Consider the following 17,062-nt stretch of genomic DNA (forward strand, 5'->3'; position numbering starts at 1 on the left):
CAGTCAACTTTACACAATTGATTAGTATTACTAATTCATGCTTTAGCTGATCACTGAAATTCCTTCAGGAAATACAAAGGTACTGCACAATGCGATCGCTCTGTAACAGTTGTGTAAGTCCATATTAATACACATGTACTAAAATTTAGCGATCGCATTGTGCCAGTTGCGTCAGTTATGCTAATACGCATGTACCAAAATTTAGCGATCGCCTGTGACAGTTGCGTAAGTCCTGATTCAGTAGGGCTATAGTTAGTAAACCGAAAATTTTTGCGATGCCTTCTCTACGAGACGCTCCGCGAACGGCGGGCGTAGCCATCGCTCTGTGATAGATACCCAAAAATATGAAAAACTAACACCTAAGAACAGCATTAAAGTGAAATAGCTATGAGGCAGGGAGTAGAGAGAAGACACAGCCTTACGCGGGTTAGAATAAAAATGAACCTTACATCATTACGCTGATTAAGCAGAATTGCCCATGACCACTTCTAAACGCCACTACCACATCACTACTTTTGGTTGTCAGATGAATAAAGCTGACTCAGAGCGCATGGCTGGCGTTTTGGAAGACATGGGCTTTGAATGGTCAGAAGATCCAAATAATGCCGATGTGATTCTCTACAATACCTGTACAATTCGGGATAATGCCGAGCAAAAAGTATATTCCTACCTTGGCAGACAAGCGAAGCGGAAACATGAGCAACCTGATTTAACCCTTATCGTTGCTGGTTGTGTTGCCCAGCAAGAAGGTGAGGCGTTGTTGCGACGAGTTCCAGAATTAGACTTGGTAATGGGGCCACAACATGCCAACCGCCTTAAAGATTTGTTGGAGTCGGTGTTTGACGGCAACCAAGTTGTCGCCACAGAGTCTGTTCATATTATTGAAGACATCACCCAACCGCGACGGGATAGTAAGGTAACAGCTTGGGTAAATGTAATTTACGGCTGTAACGAACGCTGTACCTATTGTGTAGTTCCCAATGTGCGGGGTGTTGAACAATCTCGCACTCCGTCAGCTATCCGGGCTGAAATGGAAGAATTAGGACGGCAAGGTTACAAGGAAATTACTCTACTCGGTCAAAATATTGACGCTTACGGTAGAGATTTACCGGGAGCGACAGCAGAAGGTCGGCACCTGCACAACTTCACAGATTTACTTTATTACGTCCATGATGTACCAGGAATTGAAAGGTTAAGATTTGCTACTAGCCATCCCCGTTATTTTACAGAGAGATTAATTAAGGCTTGTGCTGAGTTACCCAAAGTCTGTAAACACTTTCATATTCCCTTTCAATCTGGGGATAATGAACTTTTAAAGGCGATGGCGCGGGGTTATACCCATGAAAAATATCGCCGCATCATCGATACCATTCGGCGCTATATGCCAGATGCTTCCATTAGTGCTGATGCGATTGTCGGTTTTCCTGGAGAAACAGAAGCACAGTTTGAAAATACCCTAAAACTGGTAGAAGATATTGGCTTTGATATGTTGAATACAGCAGCATATTCACCACGTCCAGGAACACCTGCCGCCTTATGGGACAATCAACTGAGCGAAGAAGTTAAAAGCGATCGCCTCCAGCGGCTCAATCATTTAGGAAACTTGAAAGTAGCCGAGCGATCGCAACGTTACTTTGGACGCATCGAAGAAGTTTTAGTAGAAGACCAAAATCCCAAAGATCAAACCCAGGTGATGGGACGCACTGACGGTAATCGTCTGACATTCTTCAGTGGCGACATCAAAGAATTGAAAGGGCAGTTAGTAAAGGTAAAAATTACCGAAGTTCGCCCTTTTAGCTTGACGGGTGAACCAGTTGAAGTGAGACAAGCTTTATCTGTCTGAGAAAATAGACATAGGAGTGAAATTAAATATGCGTTATCCATAACCCTTGTTTTGACGTAGCAGTGCTACGTCAAAACAATTGTTTTTCACTCCTATGTCTAGAATTGGTATAAGCACAAAACCTCACTATTAAAGCTTATGAACGCCATCACTTTGAATATCCCCAATCTGGGTATTGAGGGATTTTATGAACTTTGTCAAGCTAATCAAAATTTGCAGTTAGAACGTACTGAAACTGGAGAAGTTATAATTATGCCTCCAACCTATCCATCGACAGGTAAGAAAAACTCTGGTTTGAATGCTCAACTATGGAACTGGAACGATCGCACAAATCTAGGTATTGTATTTGATTCCTCCAGTGGTTTTACTTTACCTAATGGTGCGGTTTACTCACCCGATGCTTCTTGGGTAAGTAATGAAAAATGGGAGGCTTTAACTCAGACTCAACAAGAAGAAGAATTTTCTCCTCTCGCACCTGATTTTGTAGTCGAATTGCGTTCTAGTAGTGATTCTCTGAAAAAACTCAGAGAAAAGATGCAAGAGTATATTAACAATGGTGTTTGTTTAGGTTGGTTACTTGACCCGAAGAATAAAACAGTAGAAATTTTTCGCTTAGAGAAAGAAGTAGAAATATTAAAATCTCCTACAACTGTATTTGGTGAAGATGTTTTACCTGGGTTTGAATTGAATTTAAATAAAGTATGGTGAAAAGTGCAAATTCAACTAATTTGCCTTATCCAAAACCCTTGTAGAGACTTGGCATTGCTACGTTAAAACAATTGTTTTTCGTATCATTTACCCCTGCTCCCTGCAAGAACTGCCCCTATTTCACCTTGGCGCGAAAGCGAACAAAGCCATAAGAATTAGCTGGAGTCCCAGATCCATTTGCTGGAGGTAGATTTGACAAATCTGGACTCCGCGTGATCTTCACTACCACAGCCCCATTAGTGTTACTACCACAGGATGATGGTATGCCTAATTCGTTAGCTGTATAAAAACGCCCGCGATCGCCATCCAGTGCATTGGTTAGATAAGCTGTAGGAGTGCTAGAACCAAGCCCAAGAGCAATACCTTGATCTGCTCCTGGTAAGCCACCATCATTAGGAGTCATACCATTAAAAGCAGTGGCAATAAAAGTAGTATTGGTAGGTACTAAGTCACAGATTTGCACACTAGTTACATCACCCTGGCCATTAGAAAGGAAATAGATAGTGTATTCTAACTCATCTCCTGGCTTGACCGTCCCAGCATTAATCATACCGCGCAAGTAATTAGTGGGCCATTTGTTAGTGCTATCATCATCAGTGTCACGTGGAGATGCTACGTAGTTAGGAGCATTAGAAGAAACGTCGCTGCGACCATCTACAATATTGGTTAAGTTCTGGCTGTTAATCCGGGTAATGCGTTTTACTAAAATTAACTGAGGTTTGCCAGTTAATGGCGCAGTTAATGGCATAGTTACCGTAGCAGGTGTAGGATCTTCTTTGCCTGCTTTGTCTACTGCTGCTACAGTAAAAATGATCGTTATAGCGCCATCTATATTCGGATCTACTGTTAATTTGGTTGGATCATAATTAGTAATTATTTGATTTGCTGTCACAGCTACACCGTTGTAGTACAGTGTTCCATTAGTTGGTAGACTAATAATCTTGAAACTGTTGCCAGAACCAAGGTTCCCATCTTCCGGGTCAGTGCCTGATAGTGTTGGTACTTGTACAGTATTGGTTCCCCCTGGATTTGTTGTTGTAGATCCGGTGACATTGTTAGTGTCGGGCAATTGCTCAATTCCAAAGTCCTTACTAGCGATGTTTGTACCAGTATTAAAAGTAGCCGTCGTTAGTGGGCTAGTATTGACCCAGTTAGAGGGCAGCGATGGCGCAGGAGCAGTATTACCTACTGTGCCAGCAGTTGTACTTAAAATAATTTTAATGTTGCTTTGATTCAAGGGAACATTGAGAAAAGTGTAAGTACCATCTGCTGCGACAGGTGTTGTTTTTAAAACCTGATTATTAGAATCCACTAGAATAGCATTTAATAGCCCACCTGCATTAGTTCCAGTTTCCGAGCCAGTATTGATATTAGTAAAAGTATTGTTAGCGCTATTGTCGGCATCATTCCAAACCTTGCCGCTGAGGAAATCATCATCAAAGATCGTATAGCTAGAAGCGATCGTTGGGGAACCACCACAAGTCGTTGTTGAACTGGCGAAAAAATTAGATGAAGCTTCTATGGTGAATAAGATTGTCCTCACACCTTGAGGAATATTGTTATTAATGACAGTAAAAGGAATAGTAAAGACACTAGTAGCATCACTACCATCGTAGTTGCCCGCAGGAATAGTGATATTAAAAGTGGATGTGCCTGATATTGTAGTGAAGTCTGCATTCAAAGTCGCTGTACCACTCACGGAGATAGGAACGCTTATCCCTCCAGTTGGCACTAAACCAACGATTCTGAGTTTAGGTGGGTTAGTTGTAGGATTAGTTTCTGATTCTGCTGCACCACCCGAACTTGCTGTAAACTCGACCACCGGTTTACCGGCAAATTGCACCTCATCAAGGAAGTTACCTACAGTATTGTCCCCACCTGCTGTGGAAACGGCCGCAAATCCTACAGGTTGATTGCTAGTAGTACCAGTGTAAGGCACACTGCCAGAGTATCGCACCCAGCCATTTCCGGCGTTATTGTCAGTTACACTAGGAATAGTTGCACCATTCTGTGCTAATGGTTGTATCGTAACTGTTCCACTGCTAGTTGTTGAAAATTTACCAAAAACAGTTGGTGTTGGATCAGTAATTAGTCCAATTAAAAAATTGGCTACATCAGCACTAGTTGAACTTGACCGCCCACGATGCAAAAAAGAGAACGTAATTGTCTCATCTTTAATAAGGCATAGATTCTGATATAACTCAGAAGCTTGCTCGGCATTTAACTCCGCAAATTGTTTCCCTGCATTGGTTGCTGTACTAGCACCAAGAAATCCTGAAGTCCAAATTTCAATAAGTGGTACTGAGCCTGGAGATGTATAACCAGTACAGTTTCCTGTTCCCGCTTTTACTGAACCATGAGTTGTACTCCAACCAGAGATAAGACTTTGATCCACTTGAACGTAACATTGTTGACCAGCAGAACCAAAAACAGGTGACTCAAAGCCGAAATTTAAGAACGATCGCTGGATAAATTGAGCTTGTGCTAGTGTTGGTTGAAGTACTAATGTCGCACTCATCAGCCCCCAGCCCAACGCCTGAAAATGTTGCCTTAAGTTTTTCATTAGTAAATCACCATAAAATAACCTTTAAAAGATGCTGATTACCCTAACTCTCATAATCAATATGGGCTGATTTACCTCAAATAAATCTCCAGTATTTAGCTTTCCCAAAGTCTTAGATAATCTACCATCTGGATTCGGATTTATTGTGGCGATCGCTTTTAAAAACTTAAACAAAGATTTGATTTGAAAAGCAACAATGTTGATAATCCAAATTAAGAAATCCTGGGCTAAAAATTGACGTTTTTTAGAGATGCGAAATTTCGCATCTCTAAAAATAACCGTTTTATATTTCACGCCTTTGCATCCCCTTCGTTGCACGCTTGAGTTTGCTCACCAAAGTTTGCGTTGCAGATTCTTGTGGCTGGCGTGGCGGAATCTTTTGCTGTCCAAAGCCATCAAATAATTCGTTGAGTTTGACGCTGATACCCAAATATGCGCCACCTGCGGAACGTGTTCCTGAGAAATCTCGGTCATCAACTTTACCAAACACATATCCAGCAGCAACACGCAGGTTAGGCGTGAGATAATAACCTGTTTCTAGAACAAAGCCTGTTTCGCTGTAGCTAGGCTGACTAATTACACGAGCTTCACCTACCAAATCCCAGCTATATCCCAAACGATAGGTAGCGCGTAATTGACCCAGATTTACTGTATTCGTACCAGCTAAATCAGTAGCTATGTAAGAAGTGCTGTTACGCAAGGCATACTTACCGTAGAATTCCCATTGCCAGTTAGGAGCATAAATAGCTTCTAAAGCAAAGGTATGGTCTTCGGAACCTGTACCACTACCTAAGAAAATTGTTTCAGGGATAGTTGATGGATTTTTGCGATATTCATAACGCAATAAGGCATTAAATTTGTCGCTATTGGGGTCGCGGTAGGCTAAACCCAGCTTTAAGTTAGTTGTATCCCCCAGCCCTGAAAGCTTTTGATTGGAAGAACCGGCTTGTTGATAACGTACCAAGGCTGTGATAGCAGGAGAAATTTTACCCGTAGCACCTGCGGTAATTACTGTATTGCTTCCACCAGAAGAGGAGCGATGTTCATAACGGGCGCTGGCTTGAAACTGCGGATTATCAGAGTATTCCAGCCCCACGCTGTAGCTATCGCCACTATTAAATCCGATCGCAGATGCTGATTGACCAAAAGCGAAGGGTTGGGAAAATTGTTGACCCGCTGCTGTCCGTCCGAAGAAGTTGCCAAATACGTGTTCATAAGCAACATTCAGCCGCAATCCCGAAGCAATAGTCCAGCGGTTATTTAGACCAATCGCTCCTTGGGTAGTCATTTCGTTAGCACCACCCAAAATTGAGTAACGACCGGTCAAGGTAGTATCTGATCCGAGTTTATGTTCACCATTGACACTCAAGCTGGTGATGGAATTACCCGAATATTGACCACTACTATAAAACTGTTGGGCCAGACTAATATTGACACCAGGTATTGCTGCCCAATTCAATCCGAAGATGGTGCGGTCTGGGTAAACACTATCTTTTTGGGAAGATAAGCTCAGTTCATTTTGGGCTTGGAAAGTCAGGTTTTTCGCAATGGGAACTGAAAAACGCGATCGCAATTGATTGGAATTACTACTCAAAGCGCTGTCAGGGATGCGGTCTTCCCGATGACGATGAATCCAATCCACATCAATAGTAGCTTTACCCAAACGTTGTTGAATGCCGGCGGCAATCGTTGTCAGAGAATTATTAACCTTGCTACCAGGTATGGACTCATAACGGGGTGCAAACAGTTCTTCAAAGGTATCTAGAGGTTGGGGAGCAATCCCAAAATTGTCTTCGTGGTCATACTGCGCCCTAATGTTAGTGCTTGAGGTGAGTTTAGCTGTAACCTGCGCTCCATAACGGGTTTGCCCTGGAACAAAGCTGATAGTGGCATTATTAGCAAAACCTGTATCGGCAAAGCGATAATAAGCACGACCTTGAATCCCGTTAGTAATTTTTCCCTCAGCTTCCAACCGATATGCTTCACCGCTAACCTTTCCCACAACATCAGAATCATTAGTGGAATGGGCATATTCTGCAATTAACCTACCCTGATTACCTAAAGAAATCAGCGCATCTGCGCCGTAGAGTTGAAAGTCACGCACTCCCTGATTTTCTTGGACGTAAGTTGCTCCTATCCAACTTTCCTGGTTAAGTTTGCGGGAAAGGTTATATTGCAAACGACCAGCATAGATATTGCTATCAGAGTCTTCACTGTCATATTGATAGCTAACAACAATCCGGCGTACCAAGACTTGTCCGATTTGATCAATATCGGTGCGGAGAATGGGTTCGCGGAATAATAAAGTACCGCGATCGTAGTCAATTTCGTAGTCTGGTCCGCGGTTAAGCTGTTTCCGTTCTAGTACAGTCCCAGGACGATTGAGTTCTTCTAACTCAATAAAGACATTTTCACTACCTGGTTGTAATATTCTGCGAGAGAGGAAGTAATAACCACTAGTGCCATCGGGAGCAATGGTATCCCGTTGAAACCCTTCTAACTGGTTGCCATACAAACCTGTAATTTGTAGGTTCCCTAAATTGTAGTTAGCTTTAAAACCGTGGAGTTGACGGGTGATAGAAGTAAATTGCTGCGATCGCCGCGCAAATTCTTCTGTGTTGTAGTCGCCCCACATGGCATAATCAGGATCGGAGCCGGGGATACGAGTTGAACGCTCAAAACGTAGAAATACGCTGTCAATGGAAGGGGCGACCACATCAACTTTGGAACTATCGCCGTAGACAGGATAGTTTTGCTCACTAAATTGGTAAGTTCTAAACAGACGATTATCACAGTTGCAATCTTCATTGAGACTGCGAGAACTATTGTATGCGCCTGTAAACAACCATTCTCCGATCGCACCAGTGGCAAATATCGCTGAATGGAAATCTAATTGCGTTCTGTTGTTTTTGTCAGGAGGGAGAAAATCACGAAAACTGCCGTAATAATCTGTACCTCTAGCGCCCAAGCGTAAATCTATTACTCCTGTTACCAAACTCGGACGCAGTGAGGTTTCAAATTGTAATTGGGTAAAGGCTTCTAAATTATTAGCTATAGCGCGAATTCGGACAGTTTGGGCTTTGAGTTGCGATCGCAAACTCGCTGTAAATTGACCCGCTTTCGCCTCCACTTGAAATCCGGGTTGATCGGGTTTGAAGTCTTTCCCGACAAACTCCCCAGCAGTCGGTATCAAAGTGACAACAGCATCACGATTAGAGCGATTGCCACTTGCATCAATCAGTTGACCCCGGATTGTCGCTGTAGAACGTCCATCCGCCGGGATACGCGACTCAACGGTTTCTAAGGTTAACTGCTGTGGCGCTCCTCGGACTGCGACTTGCACCGTTATAGGGGGTTCTGTTCCTCCTAATACTTGTGCAGAGATAGTATTATTACCTTCTTTTAACGAGACACCATACCATGTCTGCGTTACTAAGTTAGTACTGGCATCACTTTCTGTTCGTCCAACCAAGGAAGGGTCTACTAATACACCATTTGCCCGTATTTCTACTGTGCTTCCAACGGGGAATTGCACAATTACTGTGGTAGCAGGAACATCCACAATATTGTTAGCCGTTGGCATCAGGAATTTTATTCCTGTGGAGATGGGGGAAGTGGGGGGAATTTTCTGATTTTCCTCAGTTACTCCAGCTATTTTGCGTAAACCTCTGGGCAAATCAACAGAAGTTGCTGGTTGAAATGCTTGTATTTCCGTTGGAGAAGTTTGAAGCTCTATTTTTGTGTCTTTGCGTTCTTCATTCTTAATTCCTGCTAGTTTGCGTAAACCTCTGGGCAAATCAACAGAAGTTGCTGGTTGAAATACTTGTATTTCCGTTTCACTTGGCTGAACATCTGAAATTAAAGTATTAGTTGAAGGAAGTTCAAGAGGTAGAAGTTGCTTGTCAGAACTTCCCAAAAGATGGGGAGAACTTGAATCCATGCTTTTTTCAGCAACTTTATTCCAATCCGCTTGATCCTCATCCTGGTTTTTCACATTATTTGGAAAAACCAAATCTTTAGCCCCCTTCTTTTGTAAGGACGAGGGAGAATTCAAAGCTTCTCCTGTCTTAAAAGAGAGGTTTTCTAGATCCCTTGAAAATTCAGGATCTTCGACACCCTTGTCTGCTTGTGAAGGCGAATCGGGGAAAAAAAGATTTTCATTTGTAGGTTCTGCCTTAACTATGGCAGGATACAAAACGAGGCTGAGAGCTACTGGCATCACCCCCATCATCTTCAGATTGAAAATAGTTGCATGGTGCAGTCTGGGTTTCATTTTTTGACTGGCTCCAGGAAGGCGGGGGTGACAGCGAAATTCATGCGTACCAAGCCACCAGGTTCTAAACGCACTAGGCGAGATTGGCTATTCCGTTCACGGAATTTTTGGTTGGGAGCTAGGGTGTAACCAGGTACACTGCTAAGGTCTAGTACACCTGTATGACTTCCCGGTAAGGCATTAGCTAAGGAGAACAAGCCATTAGGATCTGTGGTGATGCGGTTTCCGTCCTCCAAAAAAATCACTGCATTGGGAACTCCAGGCTCACCAGGTTGTTGTTCACCGTCAAAGTTTTTATCAATAAACACGCGACCGATAATCGTGCCACAATCAGAAACGATTCCTGGACGAATTTTTAACTGGTGCGTTGCTGGGCCATCCTTGGTGCTAAAACGGTTATCAGATCGTTGGGCATTAACGATCGCACTATTGCGACCGTTACCACGCAGAGCATCAGCTGTTAGTTGAGCCGCATAAGCAATATTCAAAGTTTTTCCCGTAGGAACTGTTATATCTGTGCGGAATATTACCGTGTTTCCATTGCGTTCTGAGGTGATAGTAATTGCTTGACCATCCAACTCTCCCCGGACAGATTTAGGCAAGAACTGGAATCCTAAAGGTAAAGTGTCGGTGACAAATATATTATTTAAACCAGCATCAGCGAGATTTTTTACCGAGAGGCGGTAGATTACCGTATCTCCAGGTTCAGCAGCAGCGCGATCGCCTGTTTTGATAATCTGTAACTGATTGGCTTGGCATAAATTTGTAGTAAATTCAAAAGCTAATAAGTCCAGCCCTACTAGTTCGGCATTAGGAACTAAGACAACTGTTTGCTCTACCCTAGTCTCGCCTGTGAGACTGATTGGCTGACCATCCAGAGAAGTAGCAACATATCGCACAACACTATTACCTTCTGTGCCAGTGCTACCAAGGATTTCAATCTTGACCCGCCGCTGTTTGTAGATAGAATTTGGTGGTGGATTAACTACAAAAATATAAGTTCTACCTGGATCAATTTGACCCTTATTCGGATCGAGGAGGAAATTGTAGACACCCGCAGGGTTATTTGTAACGAAGTAGGGGTTACTATTCTCGATATTTGGCGATTTCCCGCCAGGAACGTTGTTATTAGGAATATCGGGTAACTCTGTTCGAGTCAGAGAAAGCAAGCCGCCTAATTCTGTCCCCGTTGGATCGTTAGAGTTAGGTTCGTATACGCCAACTGAAAAACCTGTATAGTCAGGTAAAATAGTGCCAGCGCAACCTAAGATTCGCCCTAATGGATCGACTAACGGGCTAGGACTAGCATTAAGTTGGCTAGAAGTTCCTTGATATTTTTGATTATTAGCAGAGTCTGTATAAGTATAAGTAGCTTGATTTATTAATGGTAAAGACGCACCCAGATTGTTGGTCTGTTGCGCGATCGCTGGTATAGATATAGTAGTTTGCAAAAAACTTCCCAGAAAAACAGTAGCTGCTAACCTTTGATACCAGCTACTGCACCAAGTAATTTGCTTTTGCTTTTGAGGACGGCTCATTGAACACATCTCCTCTGGAATGCCACTTTTTTTGTTAATAAAAGCACTTGTTTATCTATCGAAGATCCCTCCGACTCTCCTTATAAAGCACGGCTGTTTTCCTCTCTTAGCCTCCTTAGAAAGGGTTTAATTAGGCATAGTAAATCAGCGCACTTGGATTTGATAAGTCGCCTTAACTGTTGTCTTGGCTGCAACTAACGGAACTTGCAAACGGATATGGGTGTAAACATTCGCTGGTGCTGGCTTTGTTTCTACTTTGCCGTCAGGAAGAGTAACTTTAACAGTAGGATTTTCCACAAAGCTGCGCCCGCCATCAATGCTGTAAGTAGCTTTAGTATTATTAGGGGCAGAAACGGATTTCAGCACATATACCATTCCTTTAGGAATAGGTTGATTTAGAACCAAATTATTGACTGGGCGATCGCTCTTATTTTCGCTAATCAAGGTATAGCGAAGCACATCTCCTGGTCGCACCACAGCTTGACCTTTCAAAGGTTCCCATTTCTTACTTTGCTTACCTTGTTGATCCTGTGCCACCACTTGCTTTTCTGCCTCTAAGCGCAACTGTAACTGCCCTTGAGGTTTGACATTTTGAGCGATGGCGGTTGTAGAATGCCATAGAGAAGCCATTCCCGGCACTTGACTGACAAATGGGACTGTAGCAATGAGTGCAAACGCTCCTAAACCTGCAAAAGAAAGACGCTTCATATCAATAACCTCAAAAAACTTTCACAATGTCGATTGTTGATTTATGTTTCCCTGTTTTCGCTAGGGAATAATCAGTTTGTAGTTAGCGCTTTAGTTTTAAATCGTTAACTACAAACACAGATGTGCGATCGCACCCCTCTTTGTAAAAAAAGAGGGGTGAAATCAAACTATTTAGTTAACCTTGCGTTGGAAGCTAAATGTTCTTAGAACACCAGGTGCAATCTGTCCAGTAGCAGTATTTACATACTTTGTGACATCACTGTTTACCGTGGTTCCAGTTTGATCGACACCAGGATTATTAGCTGGATCACCAGTGAAGAATTGGATAGTTGAAGCCCCAGAATCTTTAGCTGAACCAACAATGTTGCTAGTATCAATTTGACCACTGGCATCGTTGTCTTTCGCCCAGTTGTTCTTACCATCATTCGGGGCTGTACTCAGGGTACCATCTTCAGTAATCACAATCTTGCTAGCATTCAGAATTACATTTCCGGTTCCCACTTGAGGAGTAGAAATATTTTTGTAAGTAATCCGATACTCAATAATGTTGCCTGGGGCGGGTTTTTTGGGTGTAACACTAAATGTGCCATCAGTACTACCCGATGGCAGTGCTGGCCCAGTTCCTTGTAAAACTCGTGACTCTTTCAGCAATTGCAAGAAGCCAGTGTATACACGGTCAATGCTGACGTTAGTAGCTGCATCATCAGGTAAGCCATTATTGTTTGCATCAATAAAAGCCGTAACCGGTGTGGGGAAGCCGCGTTCAATAGTTGTGACAGCTGCACCTTGAGCAGTAGTATCAGTTGAGAGTGGCGTACCAGCAGGCAGATCAACGCTTATACCATAGTTAGCTTTACCACCATTAGCTGCAACTGCATCAATTCGCACTGGATTAGTAGCACTAATTGGGTTGCCCCCGACAGTACCCGCACCACTTCCTGGCACGAAGATAAAGTTTGTGCCATCGTATGTGTAAGCAGCTGATAAACCTTGATAGGATACCGTCACCACTGTATTCGTAGGCAAATCACCTTTTATTGCTGGTGGTGTAGGTACGAGAGAAATATTGGCAGGAGATATACCAGTATTCTGAACTGTGTTAGTAAAGGATACCGCAGCTGGATCAACTGTTGAGCCAGGAGCAATATTGGGTGGAATTAGTGCTGATTTATTAGTGAAATCATCACTGTTGTCGGTTGGCCCAACGGCATCAGGCACTCCATTTGGGCCATTCAACACAGAGGTGGCATTGGGGACTGTGAGGGTAGTTGTGTTTAAAGCCCCAGTAGTACTATTGGTACCAGTGTTATTATTCTGTGTGTCAGTCGTCGTACTAGTAGTACCAAGGTCTGGTGTAGTAGGAAAGGTCTTATTGGTAGAGTCAAAGTTATCTGGGTTTTGGTCTCCTGAGTTGTCATAGACTTTGCTGGTTGGGTCTCCAGCAGTTGTACCAGCCACTTGAGCAATGTTGCTAATGGTTGCTGAGGTAGTATTTGCAGGAAGAATACCACTAGCCTTAACTTGGATGCTAAAACCGCTAACAGTTGTCCCAGTACCAACTGAAGTGACAACGTTAGGATCGTTAATGAAACCTACTCGCGTGATTAAATTCAAGGCTGGTTGCGTAGTTGTCCATATAGCCGCTTCAGCACTTGTAGTAGTAGTATCGGAGGTGGTGTAAACTACTTTCCAACCCGTCGGAGCAATTGGAGTGCTATTAAGCACTGTCTTTGCTGGAATAGCATCAGAAACTAAGATGTGGGGGGTTGTTATACTATCAACGTTGATATTTGTACCAGCCAAAGCTGCGGGGGTAACACCACTATTAGTTACATCGCTACCTTCAACCCGCAAGCTCAAACCATAAGTTAGCAAGTCATCAGTTAGATTATCAGAACTGCCAGCATTATCATAGGCTGTCTTAGTTTTGAGGATAGTTGCTAACGCCTTTGTATTAGCAGTAGCTCCGACTGGAATCTGCTGGGTAGCACTGGCTTCTCTGACACCATTAACTGGCCCGCCTGCTGATATCTGTACAGTGTAAACGTCGCCACCATTAGCATTCCGGGGTTGGTTTTGAGCATCACCAGGAGTTTGTCCTAATTGGACGGTGATAATGTCGCCTGTTTGAGCGCCAGCTTGCACGGTAACTGGTACACGTACCAACACAGTACCATTAACTGCGATCGCACCTGTAGTTAGTCCACCAGCAGGGATATTTGTCCAGGTTGTACCGCCATCAGTACTGTATTGCAAGTTACCAGATGTCGTACTACCAGTTAATAGACCCGAAACTGTGGCTGGCCCTGTTGTTGTCGCTAAGTTAGGAATCTGGAATTTAGTAGAGTCGTTACCAACGTTGGTTACGGTGTAAGTGTAAACCAGTGTATTACCAGCGTTAGCAGTACCTGTAATCCCAGAACCTGTAACAGTAATACCAGCCACCTCTGCGACAGTCACAGTGACGGCGTTAGATGTGGAATTGATGGGACTCCCTGGCGCGTTGGGATCTTCGTAGGTTGCTGTCGCTGTATTACTTATAGATGTACCTGCTGTAGTACCTTCAGCTAATACAGGTGCAATAAATTGGAAAAAGCTACCAGTTAATAATGCTGTTGCTACTAGAGATTGGTAACGCTGGCGCTGCTTGTTGACAGATTTATTTCGGTTTACCATAGAAATAGTTTGTTTATTTGCTGAACTTGTATCTTGGGTTTTGAGACAGGATAAAGTTCGGCAATTCCTTAAAGAATTACCGACTTGACTTGCCCAAAACCTTAATGCTTGGGAGATGTCTATTTGAGGAGTTAACTTATTGACACTCCTGAAAAACTATAGTGAGGCAATAGGCAGAATATTTATTTATTGCCTACTTGTTTTACGCTGACCGTTGATTCTCAAAGCTAGCAATCGCAAATATGGGTAACTTACTATTGTGTTCTGCTAAATTATCTAGGTAAGTTGCAATGTAACTTTTGCAGCCAAAAAAATCTTCCGTATAAATAAGTAACTTCTCCAGCGATGAATGAGTGCATCAAAGCTAAAAAATCAACTTTATTGTGGCAATACATATAGCAATTTGAGTGGTTTAATCAGACGCTAAAAACACTAAAACTTTTATTTGGAAAGACTTTTGAGCTTTTGCTGTTATTTATGCATACTACCCTGTGGAGACATTGTAGATATAAAAATTGCAGGTTAATTAAGTGATCTAGATCACTGCAATTGGGTAGTAATTTAAATAAATGCAAATTCATCATAGATAAAATGCAATTTGATCATGTTAATTCTCAGTGTTAAGACTGAGTGCCTGAAGCTATTATCTAATTTTGCAACAGTATAAATACTACATATAATAATTACGGTTATAAAAATTTTACAGAAATCAGTTTTTCCCATACCAAGAATACCCGATATTTTTAGTCGGGTATGTTTGACGGGTATTTTTGCTCGTGTTACTATCAGGCGACAGCAGACAGACAAACAGGGAAAGCTAGTTTATGACTCAGGCAATCAAAACCCAAACCCATACCCAAACCAGCACTGCCTACTTTCAAGCTTTAAAGTGTAAAGAATGTGGGGCGGAATATGAACTCAAAGCCAGTAATGTTTGTGAGTTATGTTTTGGGCCGTTAGAAGTCAAGTATGACTACAGCGCCTTGCGTCTGACTGTGACTCGTGAAACAATTCAAGCCGGGCCTAATTCGATTTGGCGCTACCGTCCCTTTTTGCCTGTCGCAACTGACAATGTTATAGATGTGGGAACGGGTATGACTCCCTTGGTTCGTTCTCACCGTCTTGCCCGTCGCCTGGGTCTAAATAAGCTTTATATAAAAAATGATGCGGTTAATATGCCGACCCTTAGCTTTAAGGATCGGGTAGTGTCTGTTGCTTTATCGAGAGCGCGAGAGTTGGGTTTCACTACCGTTTCTTGCGCTAGCACTGGTAACTTGGCAAATTCTACAGCTGCGATCGCAGCTCATGCCGGTTTAGACTGCTGTGTGTTCATCCCCGCAGATTTAGAAGCCGGAAAAATTATCGGTAGCCTGATCTACAGCCCAACGCTGATGGCCGTTAAGGGTAACTACGATCAAGTAAACCGTCTCTGTTCAGAAGTTGCTAATACACATGGCTGGGGTTTTGTCAACATTAATCTACGTCCCTATTACTCTGAAGGTTCCAAGACGCTAGGTTTTGAAGTTGCTGAACAACTAGGCTGGGAACTACCCGATCATGTTGTTGCTCCTTTGGCATCTGGTTCACTCTTTACCAAAATTTATAAAGGGTTCCAAGAATTTATCGAAGTTGGTTTAGTAGAAAACAAGAGCGTCCGTTTCAGCGGCGCTCAAGCTGAGGGTTGTTCACCTATCGCCCAAGCCTTCAAAGAAGGACGCGACTTTATTAAGCCCGTAAAACCGAATACAATTGCCAAATCGCTAGCGATCGGCAACCCAGCAGACGGTATTTATGCTGTAGAGCTAGCTCAGAAGACTGGTGGTAACATTGAATCAGTCAATGATGCCGAAATTATTGATGGCATCAAGCTGCTTGCAGAAACCGAAGGCATCTTCACAGAAACGGCTGGTGGTACAACCGTGGCCGTGCTGAAAAAACTGGTAGAGGCTGGCAAAATTGATCCAGATGAAACTACTGTGATTTACATTACTGGCAATGGTTTGAAAACCCAAGAAGCAATCCAAGGCTACGTTGGCGAACCCTTGACTATTGATGCTAAACTAGATAGTTTTGAACGTGCCCTAGAGCGATCGCGTACTCTCGATCGCTTGGAATGGCAACAAGTTCTCGTTTAGTTAGCAGTTAGAAGTTATGAGTTTTTTATTCATGACTCCTAACTCTTAACTGTATTCCTAACTATTCACTTTGTACTTTTATGGCTGTAACAGTTTTAGTTCCTACGACTCTTCAGAATTTGACTAATAATCAAGCTACTTTAGAATCCAACGGTAGTACCATTGCTGAATTGTTGGATTCCTTAGAACAAAGCTTTCCTGGTATTAAATCTCGGTTGTGCGATGAGGAAGGCAAGCTACGTCGGTTTGTAAATTTTTATGTCGATAGCGAAGATATCCGCTATTTAGATGGTATAAACACAGCCCTGAAGGATGGCGATGAAGTAAGTATTGTCCCCGCTGTTGCCGGTGGTTAATAAAGTTCCCAGTCTCAGACTGGGAATTCTCATTAGTGGGCTGCCGTCTCCCCTACTTGCGGCAGAGACGATGAAACCAGCATTTCTTAAATTCTGGAAATGAGATTTTTGCCTGGGTTGACACTAATAAGCAATGCTGTACCACTTAGGTTATGAGACTGATTTTAATAGGCTAACTATAGGATTACTATTTGATTTTTGAACAAGACGTAGGGTGTGTTATGGCGAAGCCTAACGCACCATTTTCAAGGCTTTGGTGCGT

General features: G+C 42.9%; 11 protein-coding genes. 4 read left to right on the forward strand and 7 right to left on the reverse strand.

What is annotated here, in order from left to right; translation table 11 throughout:
- Positions 1-50: 50 nt before the first annotated feature.
- Positions 51-191 carry a hypothetical protein gene (locus VB740_RS02550; protein ID WP_323198516.1) on the reverse strand — a complete coding sequence of 47 codons (141 nt, stop codon included), beginning with the start codon at positions 189-191 and terminating at the stop codon, positions 51-53.
- Positions 192-478: 287 nt separating this feature from the next.
- Between VB740_RS02550 and miaB the strand changes: the two genes are divergently transcribed.
- Positions 479-1,843: a tRNA (N6-isopentenyl adenosine(37)-C2)-methylthiotransferase MiaB gene (miaB, locus tag VB740_RS02555; protein ID WP_323198517.1), complete on the forward strand. Its 1,365-nt coding sequence runs from the start codon at positions 479-481 to the stop codon at positions 1,841-1,843.
- 138 nt (positions 1,844-1,981) lie between these two features.
- A complete protein-coding gene (locus VB740_RS02560) occupies positions 1,982-2,551 on the forward strand; it encodes a Uma2 family endonuclease (protein WP_323198518.1) in 570 nt (189 codons plus the stop codon).
- A gap of 115 nt (positions 2,552-2,666) precedes the next feature.
- On the opposite strand, the gene VB740_RS02565 is transcribed toward VB740_RS02560, so the two are convergent.
- The 6 genes from VB740_RS02565 to VB740_RS02590 form a co-directional block, all read right to left on the reverse strand.
- Complete coding sequence (locus tag VB740_RS02565) at positions 2,667-5,114, reverse strand: hypothetical protein (RefSeq protein WP_323198519.1); 2,448 nt, start codon at positions 5,112-5,114, stop codon at positions 2,667-2,669.
- Positions 5,115-5,138: 24 nt separating this feature from the next.
- The gene (locus tag VB740_RS02570) at positions 5,139-5,408 is read right to left on the reverse strand and encodes a hypothetical protein (protein WP_323198520.1); all 270 of its coding nucleotides are present in this window, start codon (positions 5,406-5,408) and stop codon (positions 5,139-5,141) included.
- Complete coding sequence (locus tag VB740_RS02575) at positions 5,398-9,387, reverse strand: TonB-dependent receptor (RefSeq protein ID WP_323198521.1); 3,990 nt, start codon at positions 9,385-9,387, stop codon at positions 5,398-5,400. Before VB740_RS02575 ends, VB740_RS02570 begins: the two co-directional genes overlap by 11 nt.
- Positions 9,384-10,925: a hypothetical protein gene (locus tag VB740_RS02580; protein ID WP_323198522.1), complete on the reverse strand. Its 1,542-nt coding sequence runs from the start codon at positions 10,923-10,925 to the stop codon at positions 9,384-9,386. The genes VB740_RS02575 and VB740_RS02580 overlap by 4 nt, the downstream gene beginning before the upstream one ends.
- A gap of 144 nt (positions 10,926-11,069) precedes the next feature.
- Entirely contained in the window at positions 11,070-11,633 is a 564-nt protein-coding gene (locus VB740_RS02585) for a hypothetical protein (protein WP_323198523.1), read from the reverse strand.
- Positions 11,634-11,804: 171 nt separating this feature from the next.
- Positions 11,805-14,309, reverse strand: coding sequence for a hypothetical protein (locus tag VB740_RS02590; protein WP_323198524.1), 2,505 nt, complete (start codon positions 14,307-14,309; stop codon positions 11,805-11,807).
- Between the two features lie 824 nt (positions 14,310-15,133).
- Here VB740_RS02590 and thrC point away from each other — a divergent pair.
- Together thrC and VB740_RS02600 are read left to right on the forward strand one after the other, a co-directional pair.
- On the forward strand, positions 15,134-16,444 hold the full coding sequence (thrC, locus tag VB740_RS02595; protein ID WP_323198525.1) for a threonine synthase: 1,311 nt from the start codon (positions 15,134-15,136) through the stop codon (positions 16,442-16,444).
- Between the two features lie 80 nt (positions 16,445-16,524).
- A complete protein-coding gene (locus VB740_RS02600) occupies positions 16,525-16,800 on the forward strand; it encodes a ubiquitin-like small modifier protein 1 (RefSeq protein ID WP_190731586.1) in 276 nt (91 codons plus the stop codon).
- Positions 16,801-17,062 lie beyond the last annotated feature (262 nt).

This window comes from Nostoc sp. UHCC 0251, from assembly GCF_034932245.1.
In the GTDB taxonomy this organism is placed as follows: domain Bacteria; phylum Cyanobacteriota; class Cyanobacteriia; order Cyanobacteriales; family Nostocaceae; genus Nostoc.

Bases quoted from the DNA above. Each gene is read 5' to 3' on its own strand.
- VB740_RS02560 (WP_323198518.1), top strand. From the start codon at position 1,982: ATGAACGCCATCACTTTGAATATCCCCAATCTGGGTATTGAGGGATTT.
- miaB (WP_323198517.1), top strand. From the start codon at position 479: ATGACCACTTCTAAACGCCACTACCACATCACTACTTTTGGTTGTCAG.
- thrC (WP_323198525.1), top strand. From the start codon at position 15,134: ATGACTCAGGCAATCAAAACCCAAACCCATACCCAAACCAGCACTGCC.
- VB740_RS02565 (WP_323198519.1), bottom strand. From the start codon at position 5,114: ATGAAAAACTTAAGGCAACATTTTCAGGCGTTGGGCTGGGGGCTGATG.
- VB740_RS02550 (WP_323198516.1), bottom strand. From the start codon at position 191: ATGCGTATTAGCATAACTGACGCAACTGGCACAATGCGATCGCTAAAT.
- VB740_RS02585 (WP_323198523.1), bottom strand. From the start codon at position 11,633: ATGAAGCGTCTTTCTTTTGCAGGTTTAGGAGCGTTTGCACTCATTGCT.
- VB740_RS02590 (WP_323198524.1), bottom strand. From the start codon at position 14,309: ATGGTAAACCGAAATAAATCTGTCAACAAGCAGCGCCAGCGTTACCAA.
- VB740_RS02580 (WP_323198522.1), bottom strand. From the start codon at position 10,925: ATGAGCCGTCCTCAAAAGCAAAAGCAAATTACTTGGTGCAGTAGCTGG.
- VB740_RS02600 (WP_190731586.1), top strand. From the start codon at position 16,525: ATGGCTGTAACAGTTTTAGTTCCTACGACTCTTCAGAATTTGACTAAT.
- VB740_RS02575 (WP_323198521.1), bottom strand. From the start codon at position 9,387: ATGAAACCCAGACTGCACCATGCAACTATTTTCAATCTGAAGATGATG.